20 protein-coding genes, 1 pseudogene and 1 other annotated feature are annotated in these 20,895 nt (G+C 61.4%); of the genes and pseudogenes, 11 read left to right on the top strand and 10 right to left on the bottom strand.

The window, feature by feature from the left end:
* Window positions 1-329: PhnD/SsuA/transferrin family substrate-binding protein (locus tag L1F31_RS18620; protein ID WP_265420486.1), on the bottom strand; the 329-nt coding region annotated here is incomplete at its 3' end.
* A gap of 105 nt (window positions 330-434) precedes the next feature.
* Window positions 435-1,232, bottom strand: coding sequence for a phosphonate ABC transporter ATP-binding protein (phnC, locus tag L1F31_RS18625; protein ID WP_265420487.1), 798 nt, complete (start codon window positions 1,230-1,232; stop codon window positions 435-437).
* Window positions 1,233-1,401: 169 nt separating this feature from the next.
* On the opposite strand from phnC, the gene L1F31_RS18630 reads away from it, so the two are divergent.
* Window positions 1,402-2,589: an alpha-D-ribose 1-methylphosphonate 5-triphosphate diphosphatase gene (locus tag L1F31_RS18630; protein ID WP_137319272.1), complete on the top strand. Its 1,188-nt coding sequence runs from the start codon at window positions 1,402-1,404 to the stop codon at window positions 2,587-2,589.
* Window positions 2,579-3,145 carry a flavin reductase family protein gene (locus tag L1F31_RS18635; RefSeq protein ID WP_346732509.1) on the top strand — a complete coding sequence of 189 codons (567 nt, stop codon included), beginning with the start codon at window positions 2,579-2,581 and terminating at the stop codon, window positions 3,143-3,145. The genes L1F31_RS18630 and L1F31_RS18635 overlap by 11 nt, the downstream gene beginning before the upstream one ends.
* Before the next feature lie 463 nt (window positions 3,146-3,608).
* On the opposite strand, the gene L1F31_RS18645 is transcribed toward L1F31_RS18635, so the two are convergent.
* Complete coding sequence (locus L1F31_RS18645; RefSeq protein ID WP_137319270.1) at window positions 3,609-3,803, bottom strand: antitoxin; 195 nt, start codon at window positions 3,801-3,803, stop codon at window positions 3,609-3,611.
* Between the two features lie 192 nt (window positions 3,804-3,995).
* On the opposite strand from L1F31_RS18645, the gene L1F31_RS18650 reads away from it, so the two are divergent.
* Entirely contained in the window at window positions 3,996-4,418 is a 423-nt protein-coding gene (locus tag L1F31_RS18650) for a hypothetical protein (RefSeq protein ID WP_265420488.1), read from the top strand.
* 160 nt (window positions 4,419-4,578) lie between these two features.
* Here L1F31_RS18650 and L1F31_RS18655 read toward each other — a convergent pair whose 3' ends face one another.
* The 3 genes and pseudogenes from L1F31_RS18655 to L1F31_RS18665 form a co-directional block, all read right to left on the bottom strand.
* Complete coding sequence (locus L1F31_RS18655; RefSeq protein ID WP_265420489.1) at window positions 4,579-5,448, bottom strand: cation diffusion facilitator family transporter; 870 nt, start codon at window positions 5,446-5,448, stop codon at window positions 4,579-4,581.
* Between the two features lie 108 nt (window positions 5,449-5,556).
* A pseudogene (locus L1F31_RS18660) lies at window positions 5,557-6,617 on the bottom strand (IS3 family transposase); the annotation flags it as partial.
* Window positions 6,406-6,537 (bottom strand) — a sequence feature (AL1L pseudoknot). It overlaps the preceding pseudogene by 132 nt.
* On the bottom strand, window positions 6,618-7,934 hold the full coding sequence (locus L1F31_RS18665; protein WP_265420490.1) for an ISL3 family transposase: 1,317 nt from the start codon (window positions 7,932-7,934) through the stop codon (window positions 6,618-6,620).
* Between the two features lie 399 nt (window positions 7,935-8,333).
* On the opposite strand from L1F31_RS18665, the gene L1F31_RS18670 reads away from it, so the two are divergent.
* The 4 genes from L1F31_RS18670 (at window position 8,334) to L1F31_RS18685 (ending at window position 12,570) form a co-directional block, all read left to right on the top strand.
* The gene (locus L1F31_RS18670) at window positions 8,334-9,779 is read left to right on the top strand and encodes an ATP-binding protein (protein WP_265420491.1); all 1,446 of its coding nucleotides are present in this window, start codon (window positions 8,334-8,336) and stop codon (window positions 9,777-9,779) included.
* A 10-nt stretch (window positions 9,780-9,789) separates the two neighbouring features.
* Window positions 9,790-11,268 (top strand): hypothetical protein, encoded by a 1,479-nt coding sequence (locus tag L1F31_RS18675; RefSeq protein ID WP_265420492.1) that lies wholly within the window; start codon window positions 9,790-9,792, stop codon window positions 11,266-11,268.
* 200 nt (window positions 11,269-11,468) lie between these two features.
* Window positions 11,469-12,068 (top strand): recombinase family protein, encoded by a 600-nt coding sequence (locus L1F31_RS18680; RefSeq protein WP_265420535.1) that lies wholly within the window; start codon window positions 11,469-11,471, stop codon window positions 12,066-12,068.
* A 277-nt stretch (window positions 12,069-12,345) separates the two neighbouring features.
* On the top strand, window positions 12,346-12,570 hold the full coding sequence (locus L1F31_RS18685) for a glutaredoxin domain-containing protein (protein ID WP_265420493.1): 225 nt from the start codon (window positions 12,346-12,348) through the stop codon (window positions 12,568-12,570).
* A gap of 59 nt (window positions 12,571-12,629) precedes the next feature.
* Here the strand turns inward: L1F31_RS18685 and L1F31_RS18690 are convergent, their stop codons facing one another.
* Complete coding sequence (locus L1F31_RS18690; protein ID WP_265420494.1) at window positions 12,630-12,926, bottom strand: hypothetical protein; 297 nt, start codon at window positions 12,924-12,926, stop codon at window positions 12,630-12,632.
* A gap of 248 nt (window positions 12,927-13,174) precedes the next feature.
* Between L1F31_RS18690 and L1F31_RS18695 the strand changes: the two genes are divergently transcribed.
* Genes L1F31_RS18695 through L1F31_RS18710 form a run of 4 tightly spaced genes read left to right on the top strand, consistent with a single transcriptional unit; the run spans window position 13,175 to window position 17,946 of the window.
* Window positions 13,175-13,558 carry a MobC family plasmid mobilization relaxosome protein gene (locus tag L1F31_RS18695; protein ID WP_265420495.1) on the top strand — a complete coding sequence of 128 codons (384 nt, stop codon included), beginning with the start codon at window positions 13,175-13,177 and terminating at the stop codon, window positions 13,556-13,558.
* On the top strand, window positions 13,555-15,168 hold the full coding sequence (locus tag L1F31_RS18700) for a relaxase/mobilization nuclease domain-containing protein (protein ID WP_265420496.1): 1,614 nt from the start codon (window positions 13,555-13,557) through the stop codon (window positions 15,166-15,168). The genes L1F31_RS18695 and L1F31_RS18700 overlap by 4 nt, the downstream gene beginning before the upstream one ends.
* A gap of 15 nt (window positions 15,169-15,183) precedes the next feature.
* Window positions 15,184-16,239 carry a hypothetical protein gene (locus tag L1F31_RS18705; RefSeq protein ID WP_265420497.1) on the top strand — a complete coding sequence of 352 codons (1,056 nt, stop codon included), beginning with the start codon at window positions 15,184-15,186 and terminating at the stop codon, window positions 16,237-16,239.
* 54 nt (window positions 16,240-16,293) lie between these two features.
* Complete coding sequence (locus L1F31_RS18710; RefSeq protein ID WP_265420498.1) at window positions 16,294-17,946, top strand: hypothetical protein; 1,653 nt, start codon at window positions 16,294-16,296, stop codon at window positions 17,944-17,946.
* Window positions 17,947-18,121: 175 nt separating this feature from the next.
* Here L1F31_RS18710 and L1F31_RS18715 read toward each other — a convergent pair whose 3' ends face one another.
* From L1F31_RS18715 to istA, 3 genes are read right to left on the bottom strand one after another with little or no spacing between them, the layout of a single operon-like run.
* Window positions 18,122-18,382 carry a hypothetical protein gene (locus tag L1F31_RS18715; RefSeq protein ID WP_265417433.1) on the bottom strand — a complete coding sequence of 87 codons (261 nt, stop codon included), beginning with the start codon at window positions 18,380-18,382 and terminating at the stop codon, window positions 18,122-18,124.
* Window positions 18,379-19,209, bottom strand: a complete 831-nt coding sequence (gene istB, locus L1F31_RS18720) for an IS21-like element helper ATPase IstB (protein WP_265417432.1) — start codon at window positions 19,207-19,209, stop codon at window positions 18,379-18,381. The genes L1F31_RS18715 and istB overlap by 4 nt, the downstream gene beginning before the upstream one ends.
* Window positions 19,206-20,744, bottom strand: coding sequence for an IS21 family transposase (gene istA / locus L1F31_RS18725; RefSeq protein WP_265420372.1), 1,539 nt, complete (start codon window positions 20,742-20,744; stop codon window positions 19,206-19,208). Before istA ends, istB begins: the two co-directional genes overlap by 4 nt.
* Window positions 20,745-20,895: the final 151 nt, after the last annotated feature.

The following is a 20,895-nucleotide window of genomic DNA, read 5'->3' on the forward strand; positions in this document are numbered from 1 at the left end:
GGCTCGATATCGGCCTTTTCCTGTGCGAGGACGAACGAGAGAGGACCGAAATAGGCCAGTTCGAGGCGGCCGCGCGACATCGCCTCGATCATCGAGGAATAGTCGGTCGTCACGACGAGCTCGACGTCCATCTCCAGCTCCTCTTCGAGGTGCTTCTTGAGCGGTTCATTGTTCTTGATGACGTCCGAGGCGTTCTCGTCGGGCAGCAGGGCAACCCGGAGCGTGTCGGGTGCGGCGCTCGCCTCTCCGGCGGCACCGCAGCCGGAGAGAAGGAGGGCGGAAGTCAGCAGGGCTGCCGCAGCAGCGGTGAAACGGGGGCGTCCGATCATGGTGATTCACTCCTGGGGTGAGTCGTGTCGCTTGGTGAGTCGGGTCGTGCAATGGGTCGTTCGATGTCGTGGTGGGTGCGACTGAGTTCGGTTGAGCGGCTCTGGTCAGGAGCGCTCGGCCGCAAGCGTGTCCTGACCGGCTCTTACAGGGGCGTCGGATCGGGAATCGTCCGGCGCGCCTTCGTAGATCAGGCGGAGGTCTGCGTCGGTGATGCCGGCAGCGGGACCGTCATAGACGATCCGCCCGCGGGCGAGGCCCACGATGCGGTCGGCGTGCTCGAGCGCGAGGTCGACCTGGTGAAGGCTGGCGATCAGGGTGATTCCGCTCTCCTGGCAGACGCGGCGCAACAGGTCCATGACGCGACGCGCCGAGGCGGGATCGAGGCTGGCGACCGGTTCGTCGGCCAGGATCAGGTCCGGCTGCTGGGCCAAAGCGCGGGCGATGCCCACGCGCTGCTGCATACCGCCGCTGAGGTTGTCGACGCGGGTCAGGGCCTTGTCCAGCAGCCCGACTCGGTCGAGCGATTCGAGGGCGATGCGTTCGTCGCTCCGGCTGAAGGGCAGAAGGCTGCGCCAGAAGCTGTAGTAACCGACCCTGCCGAGGAGCACATTCCGCAGCGCCGTGTACCGGGGGATGAGCTGGTGGTGCTGGAAGACCATTCCGGTGCGTCTGCGGTGGTGGCGCAGGTCTTTGCGTGATTCGAGTGCCGGGACGCCCTCGACCCGCACTGTTCCGGTGCTGGGGGTCACGAGCAGGTTCATGCACCGCAGCAGAGTGGATTTCCCGGCCCCCGACGGGCCGAGGAGTACGGTGACCTTTCCGCTCTCGATCGACAGGTCGGTGGTCCCGAGGGCTTGCACTCCGCCCTGGTAGGTCTTGCTGACATCCGTGAGTTCAATCATTGCGAGTCCTCTATACGACTACTGGTTACGCGATCAAACGTATAGATGAATTGAGAACGCGCGGTCGGATCTGGGATAACCGTTGGTGAACGCCGGTGGAACGGCGGAGGTGGATGGGCGTTCACGAGGCGTACACTTCGCAGTCAAGAGCGGGTGACAGGCTCTGTGGATGGCATCTTTGACCTCGGACGGAACGATCTCCGACATTGTGATCGGTCACGCCGCTGCAGTGCTGCCCGACAGAGTGGTAGATGACGCCAGGGTCGTTGTCCGCGGTGGCCGCATCACCGAGGTCGGGACGCATCCTCGTGGGGCCGAGTGTGACCTTGATGCTCGTGGAGCCTTCGTGTTGCCGGGGCTCGTCGATGTGCACAGCGACCTGCTCTCGCGGGAGGTGCGTCCACGACCTGGTGCCGCGCTCGATCCATCGTTCGCCGTCGCATCTGCCGGCGCTCGGCTGCGCGCTGCGGGCATCACGACGGCCTTCCACGGGCTGGCCTTCCAAGAGAGCTCGATCGTGGGGACGCCGATCGATTCGCCTGCAGCCTCCGAGCTTTCGGAGGCACTCCGCGACACCGACGACTCTCAGGTTGATCATCAAGTGCTGCACCGACTAGACATTCGCTGCGCGCACGGGCGGGCGCTTCTCGAGAAGGATTTCGAGTCACGGGTGTCTGCGCCGCGTGTGCCAGTCGTATCTCATGAAGACCACACGCCGGGGCAAGGACAATTCTCCGACCCGGCGAAGATGCAGAAGTGGCTGGTTCATGGTGAAGGAATGTCTGACGAAGACGCTGCTGATCATGTCGAATGGTGGCGCAGCAGTCGTGACGAGCGTCTTGCCGTGCGCGACAGCACCCTGTCGTGGTTGGAAGGCCTGGCCCAGGAAGGTGCCATCCGGCTTTTCGCCCACGACCTGACGACGCCGGAGGAGGTGTCAGCGGCAGCTGCTCGCGGTTGCGCTGTCGCGGAGTTCCCAACGACCGTTTCGGCCGCTCGCGCGGCCCGGGACCTTGGAATGCTCATCATCGCGGGCACGCCCAACATTGTCCGCGGAGAATCGCACACCGGCAACGTATCCGCAGCTGAACTCGTTTCTGCGGGCCTGACCGATGCGCTCGCCAGCGACTACATCCCGACGTCAATGCTTCCGGCCATACTTCGACTGGTGCGTGACGGAGTCGCGGCGCTTCCACAGGCGGTTCGACTCGTCACCTCAGGTGCTGCCGCCTGTGTGGGTCTGGACGACCGTGGCTCTCTGGTCGAAGGGCTTCGGGCCGACCTGGTGCTCGCAGATTTCAGCAAGAGCTGGCCCTCCGCTCTCGCCTTCACAAGCAGAGCCATGGATGATGAATGACGACGGCAAGCCTTCCGGCAGGTCGTATGAAAGGAGTGCGTCCACGATGAGTGACGACGCTTTCGAAACCCTCATGGCCTCGGTCGACCAGCCCCTGATCGTGGTGACAACCGTGGCGGAGGGCGAACTGGCCGGCTGCGTGGTCGGGTTTCATACGCAGTCGGGAATCAGCCCGCAGCGGTACTGCCTATGGCTGTCGAAGGCCAACCACACCTATCGTGTGGGCCTCCGCGCTACGCACTTCGCAGTTCACTTCCTAAGCGCGGACAACCGTGCCATCGCGGAGCGGTTCGGCACCCGTTCCGGCGACGACACGGACAAGTTCGCCGGAATCGACGTCGAGCGCGATGACACTGGGGTGCCACTGCTCGGCGCGTGTCCGAACCGGATCGTGCTTGAGCGTCTCGCCATGCTCGACGACGGCGGAGACCACGTCTGCATCACGACCCGAGCTCTCTCAGCCGAATCAGTGGAGTCTTTCGTGCCCTTGCGCGTCTCCGAGGCAAGCCACTTCGACCCAGGCCACGCCAGCGAGGAACGAACGATCCAGCCCTGACCGTAGCTGCTGCCTCGGGCGCTTCGGCCGCACCCAGCGATTAAGGCAGGTCAGCACCGACCGAGACGTCGTTGATGGCGGCACCAGGCCGTCTCCCGCCCAGCACCTCTGGGGACCCGATTACGGCGAGGAAGCAAACTAGCTGCGGGTCTACATCTCCCAGCTCCGGGCCAGAAAGAACCCGAACCAGCGCGCCTCCGCTACTTCCGCACCGAACTGGGCATGGGCTACCGCTTCACACCATAACCACCAGATTGATGGATAGAACTCGTGGAAGAGTACGTTCCCGGTTCACTGAGGACCGAACCGCTGCTCCCGCATGAACAGTGAGCTCCCGGATCACTGTCGGCGGACGACAAGGGAAAGGTGGGACGCACAACATCCAGGTGAGTGCAGGGCCAGAGGAGGACCCAACAAATGGTCTCGACCTCCACGGAGGAGGTCGAGACCACGTCAGTGAAACTCAGACTCGCGGATCGTCCGGCTTGTCGTCGTTGCCAATGGCACGGTCAGCGGCACCACGCGCCTTCTGAATCTTGTCGTCGTGGCGTCCGCCAGTCGCTTTGCTCGCTGCGTTTCCAGCCTTGTCCAAGAGCTGTTGCCCCTTTTCGCCCCGCAGGGCATCCTTGGCCCTTTTCAGGTAGTCGTTCAATCCCACGGGGGTTCTCCTCTGGTCAAGTAGTAAGGCCAATCATAGCGATGGAACGTTGACGACGGTCGTGAGTTCCCTGAGGTGAAGTAACGAATGGCCCCGCCGCCACAGAGGTCACGGGGCAGTGTCGAGATGCCTTCTTCGCCTCTACGCGGCCTATCCGCTGTGCCGAGCGCAACTATAATCAAATCGCTGGCGTTGTCGGAGCTGGCCAGGTTAATCGCGCTGCTTCAGTCCCTGCGCTGCCGGTCTTGTTCGATGCCGCCCGCGGCGGCTATAGCCGCTCGACGTTTCAGACAGGATCTCTACATGCGAGGAAAGCCGCCGCCCCAGCGAGAGGGTGACAACGCAGGGGCCTATGCGCTCACCTTCAGTATCATCTCGGTGGTCTGCGCGTTCATCCCCGTGATTGGCGACTTCATCGCTGCCCCAACCGCTGCTCTCGCCATCGTGCTCGGTTTCATCGGAATCTCCCGCCACGAATCCGGTCGAGCGTCAAAGGTCATCCCGGCCGTCAGCGGAACTATTCTCGGCGCGGTCGCCCTGTTCGTCGTTGCTTTGATGCTCGCGGTGACGCACCTTCCCGGGCGAGCAGTTGTGATTCGGTGGCGTCACTCTTGACGAGATTCAGTTGGGCGGGCGCGCGTCCGGGACTTTCTCCACGATCGCCGGGCAGGGATTCGCGTGGTAACGTCTGGCCTTCCGGTGGCCCAGGTTGAGGGTGGATCTTGTTGATCCAGCGATGAAGCCTCGACTTCGCGTCCAGTGCGTCGTGTCGACTTCAAGCAGCGAATTGGATGACCGTGCGGTTGAGGTATGGGAGTTCGTGGTGCAGCCGGTCGCGGACCGCGTGTGCGACCGTGTCGGCAGCGGCGAGGTTTGTGTCGGGGTCGAGGGTGAGAGTGAGTTCGCATTCGAGTCGGTGACCCAGCCAGCGGGCGCGGACGCCGTCCACGGCCCTCACGCCGTTGATTGCCGCGGCGGTGTGTTCGATCGTGTCGATAGTGTCGGTCTCGGTGCCGTCCATGAGGCGGTGGACGACGGTGCGCATCGAGTTGACCAGCACTGCGATGATCACCGCTGCGATCAGCAGTCCGATGATCGCGTCGAGCTGAGGAAGACCGAACCAAGCACCGATCACGCCGGCGACCACCGCCAGCGAGGTCAGGGCGTCGGTGCGGGCGTGCTGTCCTTCGGCGACCAGGGCGGCGGATCCGATGCGTTTGCCGGCCCGGATGCGGTAGATCGCGACAGCTTCGTTACCGGCCGCCCCGACAAGGGCGGCAGCGAGTACCCAGCCCAGGTGGCTCAGGGGCCGGGGCTCGATCAGCCCGCGGATCGATTCCCAGATGATGAGTGCTGCGGAGACGGCGATGATCAGACCGATGAAGAGCCCCACCAGATCCTCGGCCCGCTTGTAGCCGTAGGAGTAGCGCCGCGTCGCCGGCCGGCGCCCCAACCGGAAGGCGATGATCAAGGGGATGGTGGTGGCCAGATGCCCCAGGTTGTGAACCGTATCGGCCAGCAGGGCGATCGAGCCGCTGAGGACGACGATGACGATCTGCAGCAGGGCGGTCGCACCCATCCCGGCCAGACTGAACCACGCCGCCCGGATCCCGTAGGCGCTGGCCTCATCGGCGGTCCGGATCACCTCGGAGTGGTCATGACTGTGCGGAACCAGAGCATGCCGGACCCTCCCCCAGAACCCGTGGTCGTGGAGGTCGTGCTGATGATCGAGCTCTGGATCGCCCCGGGTTTGCTAGAGAGCTGGTTCTAGTACGCGAGCCTCAACAGGCCAGCGGGACCGAGTGTAGTGCAGAGCCTCGAACGCCATCGGGGCCATGTCACTGCATCGGGAATGAATCCGCGAGTTGTTGTACCAATGAGCCCATTCCATCACCGCGTATTCGACAGAATCACGACCTGACCATGGCCCGTCTCTCCACACCACCTCCTTCTTGAAAAGCTTCATCAGCGCTTCAGCTGCTGCGTTATCATATGAATCGCCAGTCGATCCGACAGACGCCTCAATCTCGGCTTCAACAAGACGACTCGTGTAGGCGATTGATGTGTATTGTGCCCCTTTGTCGCTGTGGTGAATGACTCCACGTACGTCGTGCTTGCGGCGCCCTCGTTCCCACATTGCATGCTCCAAAGCATTCAATGCAAGATCGGCGCGCAAAGTTGTATCAACACTCCACCCGACAATCGCTCGTGAGAACAAATCCATGATGAACGCGACATACACGAAACCCGACCACGTCGGCACATACGTGATATCGGCGACCCATTTCATGTTCGGGGCAGAAGAGGTGAAGTTCCGCTCCAACTTGTCGCCGGGGTGCGAGGCTCCCTGCGGGGCGGGCCGTGTCGTGCGTGTCGTGCGGGAGTTCCCGACTCCCGACAGACCCAGGGCGGCCATCCGCCGCTCGACTGTGCAGCGAGCCACCCGGTCCTCCGGGTACATCGCGCCCAGCACTTTCCACATCTTTCGCGCTCCGTAGAGCCCGCGATTAGCCTCATGGGTCTCGACAATGCGGGTATCCCATTTCCTGTCCGCGATGCTTCTTGCGGATTCCGCGCGGTTCTTTCGCGCGTAATACGAACTGGCAGCGACCTGCACTCCTGCATCGCTCAGAATGCGGCAGATCGGCTCGACTCCCAGCTCGTCTTTGTGCTCGTCGATGAAAGCATCGATGTCTGTCAGCGGCGGTCGAGCTCCGCCTGCGCGAAATACGCGCTCGCTTTCCGCAGGATCTCATTCGCGCGGCGCAGTTCGCGGTTCTCTTTCTCGAGTTCGAGAACGCGTTGTTTCTCGGCTCATCGCAAATGAGAGTGTAGAAGTGGTCTGAATCCTCCGGTGTCCAGCAGTGCCCGGAGGAGGTAGTGGCCCAGATTCCGGAACCCCAGGGCCGTGCCCCTCAAATGCTCGAGGCGGCCGTTGATCGCCTCTGTCGGCCCGTTGCTCGTCCCGGGCCGGTCGAAGTAGGCGAGCACATCAGCAGCCCTGCGTTTCAGCGTTCTCCCCAGCGTGGTCAGCTCCTTCAGTGCTGTCGGCACTCCTGCAGAAAGACTCGCGATGACACTCTTCAGTCGGTCTCTGCCGCGCGTGCGGTCGGGGTCGCGGTACGCGGCCACGATCCGCTGATAGACCCACCACGTGACATCCACCTGTGTGTGCTCCTCAGCAGCGAGCACCGCCTCGAGCCTGCTGGTCTGTTTCTTGGTGAGCAGGTTCGCTCCCGTGAGTAGGACACGACGGATGCCGTAGAGCGGGTCGCCGGACCGGCCCCGGTGCCCGAGCGTCTCCTGCTGGATCCGCTGCCGGCACCGCTCCACAGCGCTACCTGCCAGCGCGACGACGTGGAACGGATCCATCACCGGGGTCGCGTCAGGCAGCTCTTCGGTCGCGGCTGACTTGTAGCCGGCGAACCCATCCATCGCGATCTCCTCGACACCAGCGCGGAATGCCTGTGATTGGGCGGCCAGCCAGGTCTTGAACACCTTCTTCGACCGTCCCTCGACGATGTCCAACAACCGGGAGGGGCCTGTCTTATCGCGGATCGGGGTGAGATCGATGATGACGGTGACGTACTTGCTGCCGAACGGGGTATGCCGCCACACATGCTCATCGACCCCGAGAACCCTCACGCCGTCGAACCTGCTGGGATCATCGACCAGCAGCTGTTGGCCGGTGGCGAGGATCGCGGTGTTGACGGTGTGCCACGCCGCGCCGAGGCCTGCAGCGATTCGACTGATGGACATCCTGTCGATGACGAGGCATTTCAGCGCCCACAGCACCGCCGACCGTGACAGCTTCGCCCGTGGCGCCCCGACCTGGGTGAGGTCTTCCCTCCAGACGCGTGCGCAGTCCGGGCATCGGTAGCGGCGGACGCGCACGTGCAGGATCGTGGGGCGCCAGCCGAGGGGGACGTGGACGAGTCTGCGCACCGCGGTTCCGCGGGGAATGCCTTCCGCACCGCACTCGTGGCACCAGGAGTCCTGGAACTCGGTACTGGTGCGGCATTCGAGGACCGCGTGATCGACGTCGACAGCTTGCCCTGTGACAGTCAGGTTGAGGGTATCGAGGAGGCAGAACGCGTCGAGACCAGGGGTCGTGAAGCTAGGCTTGTCCATGTCGAGGTCTTCCGGATGGAGAGTGTAGGAACTTCCATCTTCAGGGAGGCCTCGACGTCTACCCGGGCAACGACACGTGCGGACTCACAGAGCAGGCTCTACACCCTCATTTACGAAGAGCCTACAAAGCTACGTCGTGATACGAGCAGTCGAATCGCAAACGGTCGTATACGGGACGGGCGGATCGCGCCGCCCGTCCCTGTGCCGAAATGTGTGTCCCGATTGATCTGTGCCGAATTCCCGTCTGCGGTCCCATTTGCGGGACATGAGGCGTAGAGTGGTCACGACCAGCGCCGTCGACGGTGCATCGAGGTAGTCGCCGGGAGTACTTATATTCCGTCTATAAACTCTATAAACTTCTATAAAGAGTCTTTGTGAGTTTAGGGAAAGTGGTCATTGATGAGTCTACCGTTCGAGATTCCTCCGGTTCCTGACGAGTCTGCCAAGCAGTCACCGTTCACCCCCACGTTCGGTGCGATCCCGCCGCTGTTGGCTGATCGGCAGAATCTGATCAATGATTTCGCCTACGCCCTTGATAGTGGCCCCGGGGCGCGGGGGAGAGCAACCCTGGTGACCGGGACTCGTGGTGTGGGAAAGTCAGTCATGCTCAGAGTCTTCCGCGAGGTCGCGGACTCTCGGCAATGGCTGACAGTCAGTGCACAGGCAACGCCGGGGTTCGTCGATCGATTGACCACGGCCCGCCTGCCAGAGGCTCTGTCGAAGATGGACACCGCGAACACCCGGCAGACGCGCGTGAAAGGTGGCAGCTTCTCGGCGCTGGGATTTGGTGGCAGCGTCAATACCGAAACGGAGAATACAGCTCCGGTCACACCGGACTTCCAGCACCAGCTCATGCGCACGCTCGAGGTCCTCGATGAGCACGGGACCGGCCTGTTGTTGACCTTGGACGAGGTGCACCGGTCACAGCTGGGGGAGCTGCAGGAGGTGACCGACGCACTCTCGACGGCGGTCGCTGATGGCGCACCGTTCGCATTCGCGGCCGCCGGACTGCCCGAGACGATCAACGGCTTGGTCAACGAAGAAGTCTCGACATTCCTACGACGTGCCGAGCGCGTCAACCTTGGCAATCTTTCGCCCGATGGCTCAGCTGCAGGTCTGCGAGCTCCGATCGAGGCAGCCGGCAAACACATTGGTGACGAAGCCTTGTCTGCGGCTGTGGAGTCGTCGTCGAACTACCCGTATCTGGTGCAGTTGATCGGTGATAACTCGTGGAGGGCTGCTGGACCGGCCGAGGAGATCACGCTCGACCATGTCCGCGAGGCAGCGGAATCGGCGAAAGAGACGATGTTTCGCCAGATTCATGAGCCGACGCTTGCGAATCTCCCGGAACGTGAGCGGCAGTACGTGGCGGCCATGGGCGCCAGTGATGGGCCAGCGCGTACCGCGTCGGTGGCTGACCAGATGGGTGTGCCTACCTCTCATGCCGGTGTGTTCCGCGACAGCCTCATCAATCGCGGCGTCATCACCTCACCGCGTCGCGGGCAGGTCGAGTTCAGCATTCCCTACACCGCGGACTTCCTGCGCTCAGAGCAGTCGAAAGCGGAGGCGACGTCGACGCGCGGGTTATGGTACTCGACCCAGTCTGAGCGAGCTTCCTCGACCGCTGAAACGGCGGCACCAGGCAGGGAAAACACGCGCGGTGGCCGGTCACCGATGGCTACCGGCCTGAACGATGCCCAGGCAGCCGAATCCATCGCTCAGGCTCGGAAGAACCATGCGGCCGGCACCGACCGACCGACGGGACCGCCCACTTCGGGGGCGTCATCGCAGTCGGCATATAGACCACCACAGCAACGCTCAACCGATCAAGGCATTGAACGATAGGAGCACGATCATGATCAATCCACGCACGCTGCACACGTTTGAGGTTGAAGCAGCTGAGTTGCCGGTAGGTGATTGGACAGCGCACCGAGATTTGGCGCAGGAGGCCGTCGAAGCTGGCTACGCTGCTGAGCTGACCCAGAAAGTCAGCAATGATGTGGGAGACGAGGTGGCCCTCACTCATTCGTTGCGGTTCCTCGAACCTGACGAAGTGGTTGCGTTCGATGAGGGAATCCACGAGTCGGAAGACGCAATGGGTGGATCTGTGTCGGTGGAGCAGTTCACGCCGGAACGTGCCCATGGGTTCTACGGGCAGCGCACTCCTTTGGAATTCTCGCCGGTCCAGGATGACTGGCCGGATACGGCAAGTATTCGTCTCAGTCATCGTGGGAAGGATTCGGTGCATTCGACTCTGACCCAGGCGCTTGAAACCGTTCTACGTGAGCAGACTGATCTTGCGTGGATACCCCCGAAACACCACGCTGGATTCGACCCCGACGGCCCACTGCGTGCTGACAACGACTCTCCACTTCTGCTTGACCCAAGTGGTGCTGTGGTCGCGGATCATGTCCTGGACGCGTTCCGCGCCGTGGCGGTTGCTGAAGGACAAAGCATCACCGTAGAGACTGGCCGCGAAGATCTTGGGGCAGTGTTTACAGCCAGCTTCAATTCGTATGGGGAGTGGGAGCTTGGCCATACTGATGCGGAGGCAAGCCACACACTTAAGGATGTTGGACCAATCAAGGGTGACTATGTTCCCCTCGAAGTTTCGGCTGCCTTTGAGACACATGCTGAGTCCGTCGATCGACGGGCGCGCGTCGAGGAATCACGCGATTACGGTCAAGCACGCCACGACGGTGATGCTTTCGCCGAGCAGCTTCTCACTGCCAGCTCAGGCACGGGGGAAGAAGCGAACGCTGCTCGGCTTGCTCATGCAACCGAAGTGGTCGCCGAGTATGAGCGACGTGAGGCACGGGCCTATGCCGACGCACCGTCGTCGACGCAAGAGCCATATGTCGGCCCTGAACCTGTACTCGACCGGTTGGTGATTGCAAACGGTGGGGATCTGAATGCGACAGTGCATTCAGAGGACTTCAGCCCTGCGGTACAGCGTCTTCTGGGACGGGCGGCACACGAATATTTTGTCAGTGACGAAGCTGGCGGCAGGTATGAATTTTGGCAGCCAGGCGAAGACGATCGTACCCATGTCGCCGAAGCAGTCGAGCAGGTGAAAGCCCGTTTTGTAAAAGCGGGAGTCGCTGAGGAACACCAAGCCCCGGCAAACTCAACTAGTCCCTCGGCTGCTTCAAAATCGGTCGATGCGCAGGCGTTGAGTTCGTTCGAACAGGTGTTGAAAAACCGTCCTCAGGCGGGTCCCAAAGCCGGCCTGAATGCGCGTGAGCCCCATTCCGACCGTGCATTCGCTCGAACCGATGGCCCATCGGAGTCGAAGAGCCAAGACTGGGGATTGGCGGGATCTCCGCCATTTTAAGATCAGCACTCCACGGTTGCTGATCGAAATGGTGTCATTCCAAAGGAGTCCAACCAGGCCACCACAAGTGCAGGTCACGGAGTATGTCACTGCAGAGGCGACGCACCCCGTGACCGAGTGTGGTAACTGATTTTTTGAGGGCAACTGGATTCTAGCGAAGCGAATCCAGGCGGCAGATTGTTACGAGAGGAAGTGTGCCGGTGACGGCCTATGGGTACGTTCGTGTCTCCACAGTGGATCAGAATCCTGGCTTGCAGTTCGACGCGCTGCGCGCGTTAGGCATCGACGATGACCACATGTTCATCGACCACATTTCCGGTTCGACCAAGAACCGTCCGGCACTCGATCGACTCATGGCCACTCTCGTCGAGGGAGACGAAGTGGTTGTATGGAAGCTCGATCGCCTGGGTCGATCGACCCAACATCTCATCGAGACCATCGAGTTGTTCAAGACCAGGGGAGTGGCATTCCGATCCGTGACTGACCCGGTGGACACGACGACGCCGGCTGGCAATCTGGTGTTCCAGATTTTTGCAGCTCTGGCAGAGTTCGAGCGTGCACTTATCGTCGAGCGCACGCAGGCCGGACTTGAAGCCGCGCGTGCGAATGGCCGTCATGGTGGCCGCAAGTCCAACATCAGTCCAGAGGCTGCCGCACACATTCGGAAGCTGCGCGATGACAATTGGACGGTCCGACAGATTGCGAAAGTTGTGCGCGTGAGTCCGTCGGCTGTGAGTCGTTTGCTTCGTGGAGAGATCGAGCCGAATCCCGATCTTGGGAAGAAGAAACGTTCCGCCTAGTGTTCGTGATGATGCAACGGGGTCATCGGCGTCTTGGTATCGACGTGGCTGACTCTCCTGTGCTGCGGGTGATTTCTTCCACGATGCTGAGGTGGCCGTGAGGGCAGTGTCAATGTCGGCACTACGTGCCCTCCTGCGGCGAAAACTTGTCTCCTTAACGCTCGTTCCTCGCTATAGAAAACTTTTCGCCTCCGTCGGGTTCCCTCGGTGACACTGCCCTCACGGCCACCTCCGGGCGCTTCGTGCAATCACCCACTTTGAAGCACAGGAGGACATCATGAACATCGAATTCTGGACCAAAACTAACTGCCCCAGGTGCCGCTCAACAGCACGAGTTCTCGACGACCGTGACGTGACGATCACATACCGCAGTTTCGATGACGAGCCTGGTCTCGTCGACGAAGCAAAGGCGCTCGGATTCTCCGAGGCACCCGTGGTCATCACTCCAGATGACGCTTGGTCGGGATACCGACCCGACAAGCTGATCGGGTTGCCGAAGTGATTCGGCAACAGTGAGGCCCGCACCAGATGGTACGGGCCTCACTTGCGTGTGGGTGTCGACTACGCCGACACTTCTTGACCGTTGAGCGGTGTCACCGTCGCTGACTGATCTTTCGATTTCTTGGACTTCCGAGGTCCACTCTTACGAGTGAATCCCATCTTCTTCAACTCCGACTGCGACCAGCCGGACGCTAATGCCAGCTCGTAGGCATCGGACTCCTGCTGCTCGATTTGGGTGATCTTCTCCTGAAGCGTGGCCTTTTCATCGCCGAGCTTCGCGAGCGACTTCACCGTGTCTCGGCGTTCTTTCATCATTGCTTCTGCAACGGCCAATGGATCATTCGTCTCGGTACTCATGATCAACTCCTTCGGTCTCCTGTCAGTGCAATTAGTCTCTCACGTGGCCAGCTGCGTTTCAACGGAATTCGCCGTTGCGAATACTCGATTAACCCGGCTACGCGGACGCTCCGCCTCTACACCGAAAGGTGCCCCGGGCGGAGCGAGCTATACACTTATCCCGGGATAAGTGGCTCGGACCCTTGCGCTGCGCTTGGGCCGCTGTCACACTGAGAGTGTGTCGGTGCACTAGGCTGGAGGTGAAGTCAATGTCAGAGCGCAAGCGCCAAGCTAACGTCGAGGGCGGTCGCCCTGTTCGACGTGAAGTGACATTGACTCCCGTCCAGGACGGGCAGCTCGTTGTGGCCGCCGAGCGTGCTGGCCGGACGGTGCCGGCGTTTCTGGTTGAAGCCGGACTCAAGGCCGGCGGCTACCAGACAGAGACCGAACGGCGCGAAGGCATCTTCGCTCTGTTTCAGCTGCGCGAGCAGCTGGCTCGCATCGGTAACAACGTCAACCAGATGGCGAAGCTGCTCAACGCCGAGGGTGAAGTGCACGCCGATCTGCTCGCGACGCTGTCGGCGGTGCGCGAGAGGATCGCGATGGTCGACGATGTGGTCGAACTGTTCGCTGCGGAGCGTGACGAAACATGATGCCCAACATCACCCGTGGCGGAAAGATGCCCGGCCTAATCATGTACCTCGCTGGCCCCGGTCGAGCGAACGAACACACCAATCCCCACATCGTCGCCGGATCCGATCACGTCGCCGTCATGGTCGATGCCGGGGTAGAGCTGTCCCACGATGATGCGCTCGACATTGCTCGTGCTCTCGACCAACCGCGCAAGGCGTTCGGCACCAAGGTCACCTCTCCTGTCAAGGAATGGAACGAGGAGAAGGGGAAGCGGGAGACCGTCGGCCGCAAAGATTCACACGTGTGGCACTGTTCCCTGTCTTTGCGTTCGGATGAGGGCAAGCTTACCGACGCCGCGTGGGAGACGATCGCGAATGAGTTCGCGACCCGAATGGGTTTCATCGACCCCGACGGGGCGAAATCATCTCGGTGGGTGGCCATCCACCACGGGGCATCGAAGAACGGCAATGACCACATCCACTTCGTTGCCCAGATGGTCACTGAGGATGGCTCCAAGGCCCGAACCCACAACGACTTCAAGCGCGCACAGCAGATCTGCAGCGAGTTGGAGAAGGAACACGGTCTGGCGATTACCGAGGGTCGCGAGACCGGGCAGGCGCTTTCGGCAGAGAAGCCAGGTGAGAAACGTCGCGCTGATCGTGAGCAGGCACCGTGGGTGGAGAAGATTGAGCTGCGTCGACGTTTGCGTGCGGCACTGGCTGGGTCGAAGTCGGAAGCGAACTTCGTGGCCCGAGTGTATGAGGCCGGGGTGATCATTCGACCCCGATTCGCTGAGGGCCGGACGAACGAAGTCACCGGCTACAGTGTGGCCTTGCCGGCCCCGGCCGGCAGTGACCGTTCCCCGATCTTCTACGCGCCCTCGAAGCTCGATAAGTCACTGTCCCTGCCGAAGGTCCGCGAGGCGCTGGGCACGTATTCCAATGGTGACCCGCAGGCTTTGGGCGTGTGGCAAGAACACCATCGGTCTACCCGAGCTGCAGCCAAGCCACGTATGGGTGCGGTGGATCGAGGTCTGCGGGAACGCGTGCAGCAGGGTCGCGTCACACACGCTGATCTCGCAAGGATCTTCGCGGCTGGGTCGATGAAGTACGAGATCAACAAGCCTGGGCCACTGGCACAGATGAGTGAAGCTCATGCCCAGGTGGCCATGAATCCTCCGGCCTATGGGTACATGTCGAGGCAGATGGACCGTGCCGCGTCGAAGAACGCGGCTGAGGGCTGGAACGCCATCCTCATGCAGGCTGCTCGTCTCTCACGTGTCATGGCCGACACCAACTTCGGCGGGAACCGTCCCCAGTTGGCGGCCGCGAGCGTTGCTCTGGGAGCCATGGTCGTGGCAGAGGCTCAGACCAGGCTGGACGAGGCCGCCGCGCGAGGTGCCGCCAGGCGTGAAGCTATGGCAGCCACCCAGTCTCAGACGCACGATGGTGGGACTCTGTCACCAGATACGGGAATGAGTCGGCAGGAAGCCGAGCGGATGCAATCTCTGCTGCGCAGTCAGCGTGGACGGGGACCGACACCAGATCGAACTCCGTTGCAACCTCCGACTGCGAAACCTCACCGCGCACCTGAGCAGGAGCGTGGACAGGATGAAGGCCGCGAGAGATAGGGAAGGATGAGCACCATGAGTGTCAACATGAACGAAGACGAATCCGAAGTCGCTGAGGGCTTCACCCGTGTACTGCGCACCGCAATGATGGGCAGTATGCAGGTCCGTGAGGGCATGGAGCGGCGCAAGCAGCAGGTTGAGCGTGCAGCCGAGAAAGCAGCTGGGGAGCGGCAGGCCAAGGAACGTGAGCTGTTCCAGCGCAACGACAAGGTCGCCAGTGCTGTGCAGCGTGAAGTGCAGTCACCGATGTTTTGGAATCACGCCGATAACAAGCGGGTCGCTGACCTCGTGAGTGTGTCCCAGGAGCTCGCCGGCAAACACCCCCAAGCAGATGCCGCCTACATGGGGGCGGCAGATGTGCTGCGCGATAAGTACGGCATCAAGCTTGATTCCATCATGAACGGTCCGGGCAACGGCACCGAGCGCCACGATGCACTCCTGGCCGCTCTCGATGACCACAACGCGGCAGGCCGTCTGCGGGAGGAATCCGAGGAAGCCGATCTTGCGGCCGCGAAGTCGAAGCAGGACGTGGAGAACTCCACACCGGCTGAGGAAGAGAAGTACTCCGAGCATCTGCGCACCGCTGCCGCGTCTGAGGCACAGGCCGCTGACATGCCCGTTGAGCACTACTTGGATGCGCTGACCGATGAGCAGCGGGAGACTCTGTCGAGCGAAGCCGACAAAGGCATCGAGGACTCACCCGAGCGCGACGAACGCATCGACCACGCGAAGACCCAGGTTGAGGCCTCCGAGGTTCCGGAGCGGAGTTATGACACCCAGGCGGAGGTCGCGAAAGACGACGCTGCCTTGGCCCAGAAGTCAGAGGGCGAAAACCTCACTCGTGCCGCGCAGGCTCTGCCGGAGTCCGATCACCAGCAGGCGATGGACAAGCACCTCGCTAACGTGGCGAAGAAGGACCCTCAGGCCGCGAACGCGAGGGGCCAGGCGTTGAAGAACGTGCCCGGATCCGGGAAAGACTACGTGAAGCAGTCCATGGACTCCACGGCCACACCGCGCAAGGCCGCGGGGCAGAAGCAGAACGCTGCCCGCGAGCACGTTCACCAGAGATAGTTTGGGGCCGGAAATCGATTCTATTCCGACAACAATTACAGGGTGGTTGTGCGTATGACGGGCCGTATCGAGTGGAGTCGCTATGAGGGCGACGACGTGGAATCGGTGATCGCAATGATGATCAACCGAGAACACCCCAACTCTGTCCGCATTCGCCCTTCGCGTGGAGATGGCGGCATCGATGTCCTGGACCGAGGTGCTGGTCCCGAGGGGGGAGACGTCGTTTATCAGATCAAGAAGTACTCAGGGCCTCTGACTCAAGGCCAGAAAACAAAAATCAAGACTTCTTTGGAAACGCTTCTCCATCCCAAAAAGAGAGACGCCCGGTGGAAACATTTGCGGGTAACCCAATGGAGGCTGGTGCTACCGTATGACCCAACTCCAGAAATCTACAACTGGTTCCACGAGACATTGGTGGCTGATTACACGGTCCAGGCCGTTTGGGACGGCTTGGTGGTTGTCGACGAGCTTGCGGCGAAGTATGACGATGTGGTCGACTACTATCTTCGCGATGGCAAATCTGCCGTTCTTGAAGCGATGTCAGAACTCATGAGTTTTTATTCTACGAACTCGACCTCGGATAGCGTTCCAACAGCCAACGAGGTCGCCGATCGTTTTAACGCGGCCCGAGCAGTGCTTGATCATGATCCCCACTACAAGTACGAACTGCATTTCGGTCACGCGGAGCCGCCTCCCCCCTCGGAACGCCCGTGTTTGGCAATGAGCGCGACGAGAACGCACTCGAGTGAGCAAACATGGCAAAGGATCGATGTAATCGCCCGCTGTGCTCACTCGCAGCAAGAGCGGCCCATTACGGTCAGCGGAAAATTGGAAGTCGAGGCGGGAAGCGAGGACGCTCGGTCGCTGCAGGAGTTTTTTGACTACGGCACACCAGTCGTGAGCCCTGTCGGAAAATACACTGGATCGATCACAGCTCCAGGAGGGCTGGGTGGACCCCTTGTTGACGCTTCTATCAGCATAATCTCTCCTGTTGATACTGAGCCGGGAGCTGACCGCCGACTCCGACTAGAAATCTTGGATGACAGTGAGGCTGTTCTAGCCACTGCGCAGGTTGATCGAAAGGAGACGTCGACAGGTAACGCAGGCTTGAGAGCGGTTCACTACGAAGTGAATGGCGTGTTTGTTCTTACCACGCTATTCGACTTAAACAACTCGGAATCAACGATGAAAATTTCTTCGGAACTGCCGGTAGGCATGCCAGTTGTCGCAGTTCAAGGGGCGATCGAGTTTGTCTCGATGTTTCGATACCCATTCAAATTGAGAACCAGCTCCGGGCATGCTCCTGCGGAACTCGGAGTGACTACACCGATTCCAAGGCAAGATGAAAACGATGAGGCAATTAAAGGAATGGAGTTGCAGGCGAGAGTTCTAAAACTTCTATCCAAGCTTCAGAAGTACTCTGCTCAGCCGATTAGCATGCCTGATCCCGACACCATTAGTAAAAGCATGAGTGCGTGGGAATTGGCGGTTCGCGTCGCGGAGGGTGAAACGGCTGTGGCAACTTTGAAAGAAGGTTGCGCTTTTACGCTCGATTTTGGTGATACGCCAGAGTTCCCCACGGGTACTTTTACTGTGGAGCAACCGAATAAAGTCTCTGTCGGTACCACCACTGTGGATCTTGGCAGAATGTTTGCTACCTACGAGGACCCTGTTGAGTTGGAGGGCCGCGGTTCTAGCGGATCTTGAGTGTGTCAACCCCATTTGGCCCCACTGTGATGCTTTGATTTGGCCCCACCCCAGCATGTGTGGTCGTGCTCGCCGCGCGTTGGTAACAGTCGCGGCCCAGCGGGGTCGGGCGGTGTTGTGTTGCGAGCCTTTCTCCGGCCACAGGAGTGGCCGGGCCTCTCAGGTTCCAGTGTGGTCAGAACGGCGGATCGCCAGGGCCGTAGTCGGGTTCGGTTGGTCCGAATCGGCGACGCAGTCGCTGAAGGTCCTCAATAGCCGAATCGATCAGATCGGCGGCATGCTCGCGGCCACTGGGCTGAACAGACTCGATGGTGACACTGATCCCGTCCAGGAGATCCTGGGCGTCATTGAGGCGTTGGCTGATGTAGGCGACCCAGTCCTCGGTGGCATCGATGGCATTTCCGCTGGCTGGTTCCTGATCCTCGGTGGTGATCATGGTTGATCTCCTTCCTGCAAAGTGGCCTCTTCGCTCCTGGCCCGGGTGGTGCGCAGCCGGTAAGAGCTGGTGCCGGTGTTGATGATGTGGGCGTTAAACGTCAACCGATCGACAACGGCCGCGGCCAGCCGCGGGTCGGTGAATGTCTGCCCCCACTCGCTGAACGAGGCGTTCGAGGCTGTCGCAATCGAGGCTCGTTCCTCACGTTCGGTGATGATCTGGAAGAGTAACTCAGCTCCACGAGAATCGAGGCTGACATACCCCAACTCATCCAGGCACAGCAGGTCCAGGCGAGCATAGCGGCCCACTACCCGGGAGAGCTGCTTGGCATCGGCGGCCTCGGTGAGCTCGTTGACCAGGGCCGCCGTCGTGACGTAGCGGACTCTGCGGCCCTGCTCGGCCGCGGCGGTCCCCAGACCGATCAGCAGATGCGTCTTCCCTGTCCCGGAATCACCGAGTAGCACCAACGGCTCACCGGCATCGATCCACGCTCCGGTGGCCAGAGTCGCCAACCGGGCCGGCGGCAAATCCTCGATGGCGGCGGTATCGAAGTCGGACAGGTGCTTGGTGCGAGGAAACTTCGCTTCCTTGATCCGCCGGATCCGACGGCGGGCATCACGATCATCACACTCCGCGGCCAACACCTCAGCCAGGTAGGCCTTGTGCGAGAGCCGTTCTCGGGCTGCTGCCTCGGCCATCGGTGAGGCCTGGTCACGGATCGTGGGCATGAACAGGGTCCGACAAGCCGTGGCGATCGCGGCCTCAGCCGCCTGATCACCCAGAGCAGTCACTGCCGGCGTCGATGCCGGGATGGTTTTCGCGTTCATGCTCCCACCACCGAGACCAGTTCGTCATAGGCGCCCAGGCCCGGCACCGGCCTCTCCCCGACTGGTCCGACGTGGGCCGGGACGACCACCGCCGGTGGCGCAGTCATCGCCTGACCGGCCCGGCGGGCCTCGACCGCGACCACATCAGCATCGAAGCATCCCAACCCGGTCGCGGTTGTCAATGCGGTGACAATGTCACCGTTGGGCAGGCTGCGGTGCAGTAGCAGCACACCGATGAGCGCCCGGGTCCCGGCCGTGTCGCCGAGTTGCCCACGCGCAGCATCCCAGAACCGTTGATGAGCGTTCGTGAACATCCCGGACTTCCGGGCAGCCGCCAGCGCGGTGGCCCCGGCGAATGCTCCGGGCTTGCGTATGAGGACTTCCAGGTAGTGATCGAGGACCAAATCTTCGGTGTACTTATGCAGCGACCGGGTATGGACAGCGACCACCCCCGACTCAGCGATCACGGTCACCGTCGTGGCCCCCAAACGCACCTGGAGGCGTCTGCCAGCCAACCGGGCCGGCACCGAGTAATAGGACTGACGTACGCACACTCTGGCTCTCGCATCGACCCGACACGACAGGGTCTGCGCGGCATCGAAGACCTCATCGGGCAAACCCCGCAGGCCAGGCAGCTCCCGGGCCGCCGCGGCCCCGACCGTCTCGACCCGGCCGGTGATCTTTCGGTCGTCATCACCAGCATCGGCAGCGACCATGAAAGCGTTGAGCTCGGCTAAGGAGGCGAACTCGGGCACCGGCACCAGATGACGGCGCCGGAACCGACCGACCTCCCCCTCGACGCCACCCTTCTCATGAGCACCCTTGATCCCGGGCTGGCAGAAGAAGCTATCGAACCCGTAATGCGACCTCAGGGCGACAAACCGGGGATTCTCCTCCCGTTCCCGACCCAGCAGCACCCGCACCACCGCCGGAGTCAGGTTGTCATACCGGATCATGCCCGTCGGGACTCCACCGAGCCGGTCGAAGGCCTTCACATGACCGTCGAGAAACGACTCCTGAGCCTGGTTGGCGTAAGCAATGTGCACGGCTTTACCCGAATGCGATAGGCGCAGAATGAACATCCACAGCTTCAACCACACCCCACCGATGAGGGCGTAGAACTCCCCGAAGTCGACCTCGGCTTCAGCCGCCGGGGCATGGGTTTGAGGAACCTTGACCTCCAACGACTGATCGAAAATGTCCCGGCGCAGCTTCGCGACCAGGGTTCGCACACTCGACTCCGCAACCTCGACTCCTTCCTCCTCGACGAGGCGCTGCCAGACCCGCCGGGCGGTATGACGCTGCTTCCGAGGGACCTCTTTGTCAGCAACTAACCAAGCCCGGACGGTGGCAACGTGCTCACCGAGGACTGGTGCTACCCTCTCCGGAGTCTTCCGCCGCGGTGGTACCGCATCCGCCAACGCCTGACGTACCGTCCTGCGGTGGACCTTGTACTTTTGGGCTAACTGTCGAATCGACATCTCATGGTCTCTGTGGTCTCGTCGGATATTCTCGAATTGCTCCACTCTCGACATCTCCTTCATATGCCCCACCTCTTCGTGAACGTCTTGGTCGACATCACGAACGGTACGGCTGGTAGGTCGGGGGTGGGGCCAAATCAGAGGATCATTTTTGCTCCAAGTGGGGCCATTTCAGACTGTCACACTCAGGATCTGACGGCACGCA

This window comes from Brevibacterium spongiae (assembly GCF_026168515.1).
In the GTDB taxonomy this organism is placed as follows: domain Bacteria; phylum Actinomycetota; class Actinomycetes; order Actinomycetales; family Brevibacteriaceae; genus Brevibacterium; species Brevibacterium spongiae.

Bases quoted from the DNA above. Each gene is read 5' to 3' on its own strand.
- istB (WP_265417432.1), bottom strand. From the start codon at position 19,209: ATGAACGCGAAAACCATCCCGGCATCGACGCCGGCAGTGACTGCTCTG.
- phnC (WP_265420487.1), bottom strand. From the start codon at position 1,232: ATGATTGAACTCACGGATGTCAGCAAGACCTACCAGGGCGGAGTGCAA.
- L1F31_RS18630 (WP_137319272.1), top strand. From the start codon at position 1,402: ATGGCATCTTTGACCTCGGACGGAACGATCTCCGACATTGTGATCGGT.
- L1F31_RS18700 (WP_265420496.1), top strand. From the start codon at position 13,555: ATGATGCCCAACATCACCCGTGGCGGAAAGATGCCCGGCCTAATCATG.
- L1F31_RS18685 (WP_265420493.1), top strand. From the start codon at position 12,346: ATGAACATCGAATTCTGGACCAAAACTAACTGCCCCAGGTGCCGCTCA.
- L1F31_RS18715 (WP_265417433.1), bottom strand. From the start codon at position 18,382: ATGATCACCACCGAGGATCAGGAACCAGCCAGCGGAAATGCCATCGAT.
- istA (WP_265420372.1), bottom strand. From the start codon at position 20,744: ATGTCGAGAGTGGAGCAATTCGAGAATATCCGACGAGACCACAGAGAC.
- L1F31_RS18695 (WP_265420495.1), top strand. From the start codon at position 13,175: ATGTCAGAGCGCAAGCGCCAAGCTAACGTCGAGGGCGGTCGCCCTGTT.
- L1F31_RS18710 (WP_265420498.1), top strand. From the start codon at position 16,294: ATGACGGGCCGTATCGAGTGGAGTCGCTATGAGGGCGACGACGTGGAA.
- L1F31_RS18670 (WP_265420491.1), top strand. From the start codon at position 8,334: ATGAGTCTACCGTTCGAGATTCCTCCGGTTCCTGACGAGTCTGCCAAG.
- L1F31_RS18675 (WP_265420492.1), top strand. From the start codon at position 9,790: ATGATCAATCCACGCACGCTGCACACGTTTGAGGTTGAAGCAGCTGAG.
- L1F31_RS18705 (WP_265420497.1), top strand. From the start codon at position 15,184: ATGAGTGTCAACATGAACGAAGACGAATCCGAAGTCGCTGAGGGCTTC.
- L1F31_RS18635 (WP_346732509.1), top strand. From the start codon at position 2,579: ATGATGAATGACGACGGCAAGCCTTCCGGCAGGTCGTATGAAAGGAGT.
- L1F31_RS18665 (WP_265420490.1), bottom strand. From the start codon at position 7,934: ATGGACAAGCCTAGCTTCACGACCCCTGGTCTCGACGCGTTCTGCCTC.
- L1F31_RS18690 (WP_265420494.1), bottom strand. From the start codon at position 12,926: ATGAGTACCGAGACGAATGATCCATTGGCCGTTGCAGAAGCAATGATG.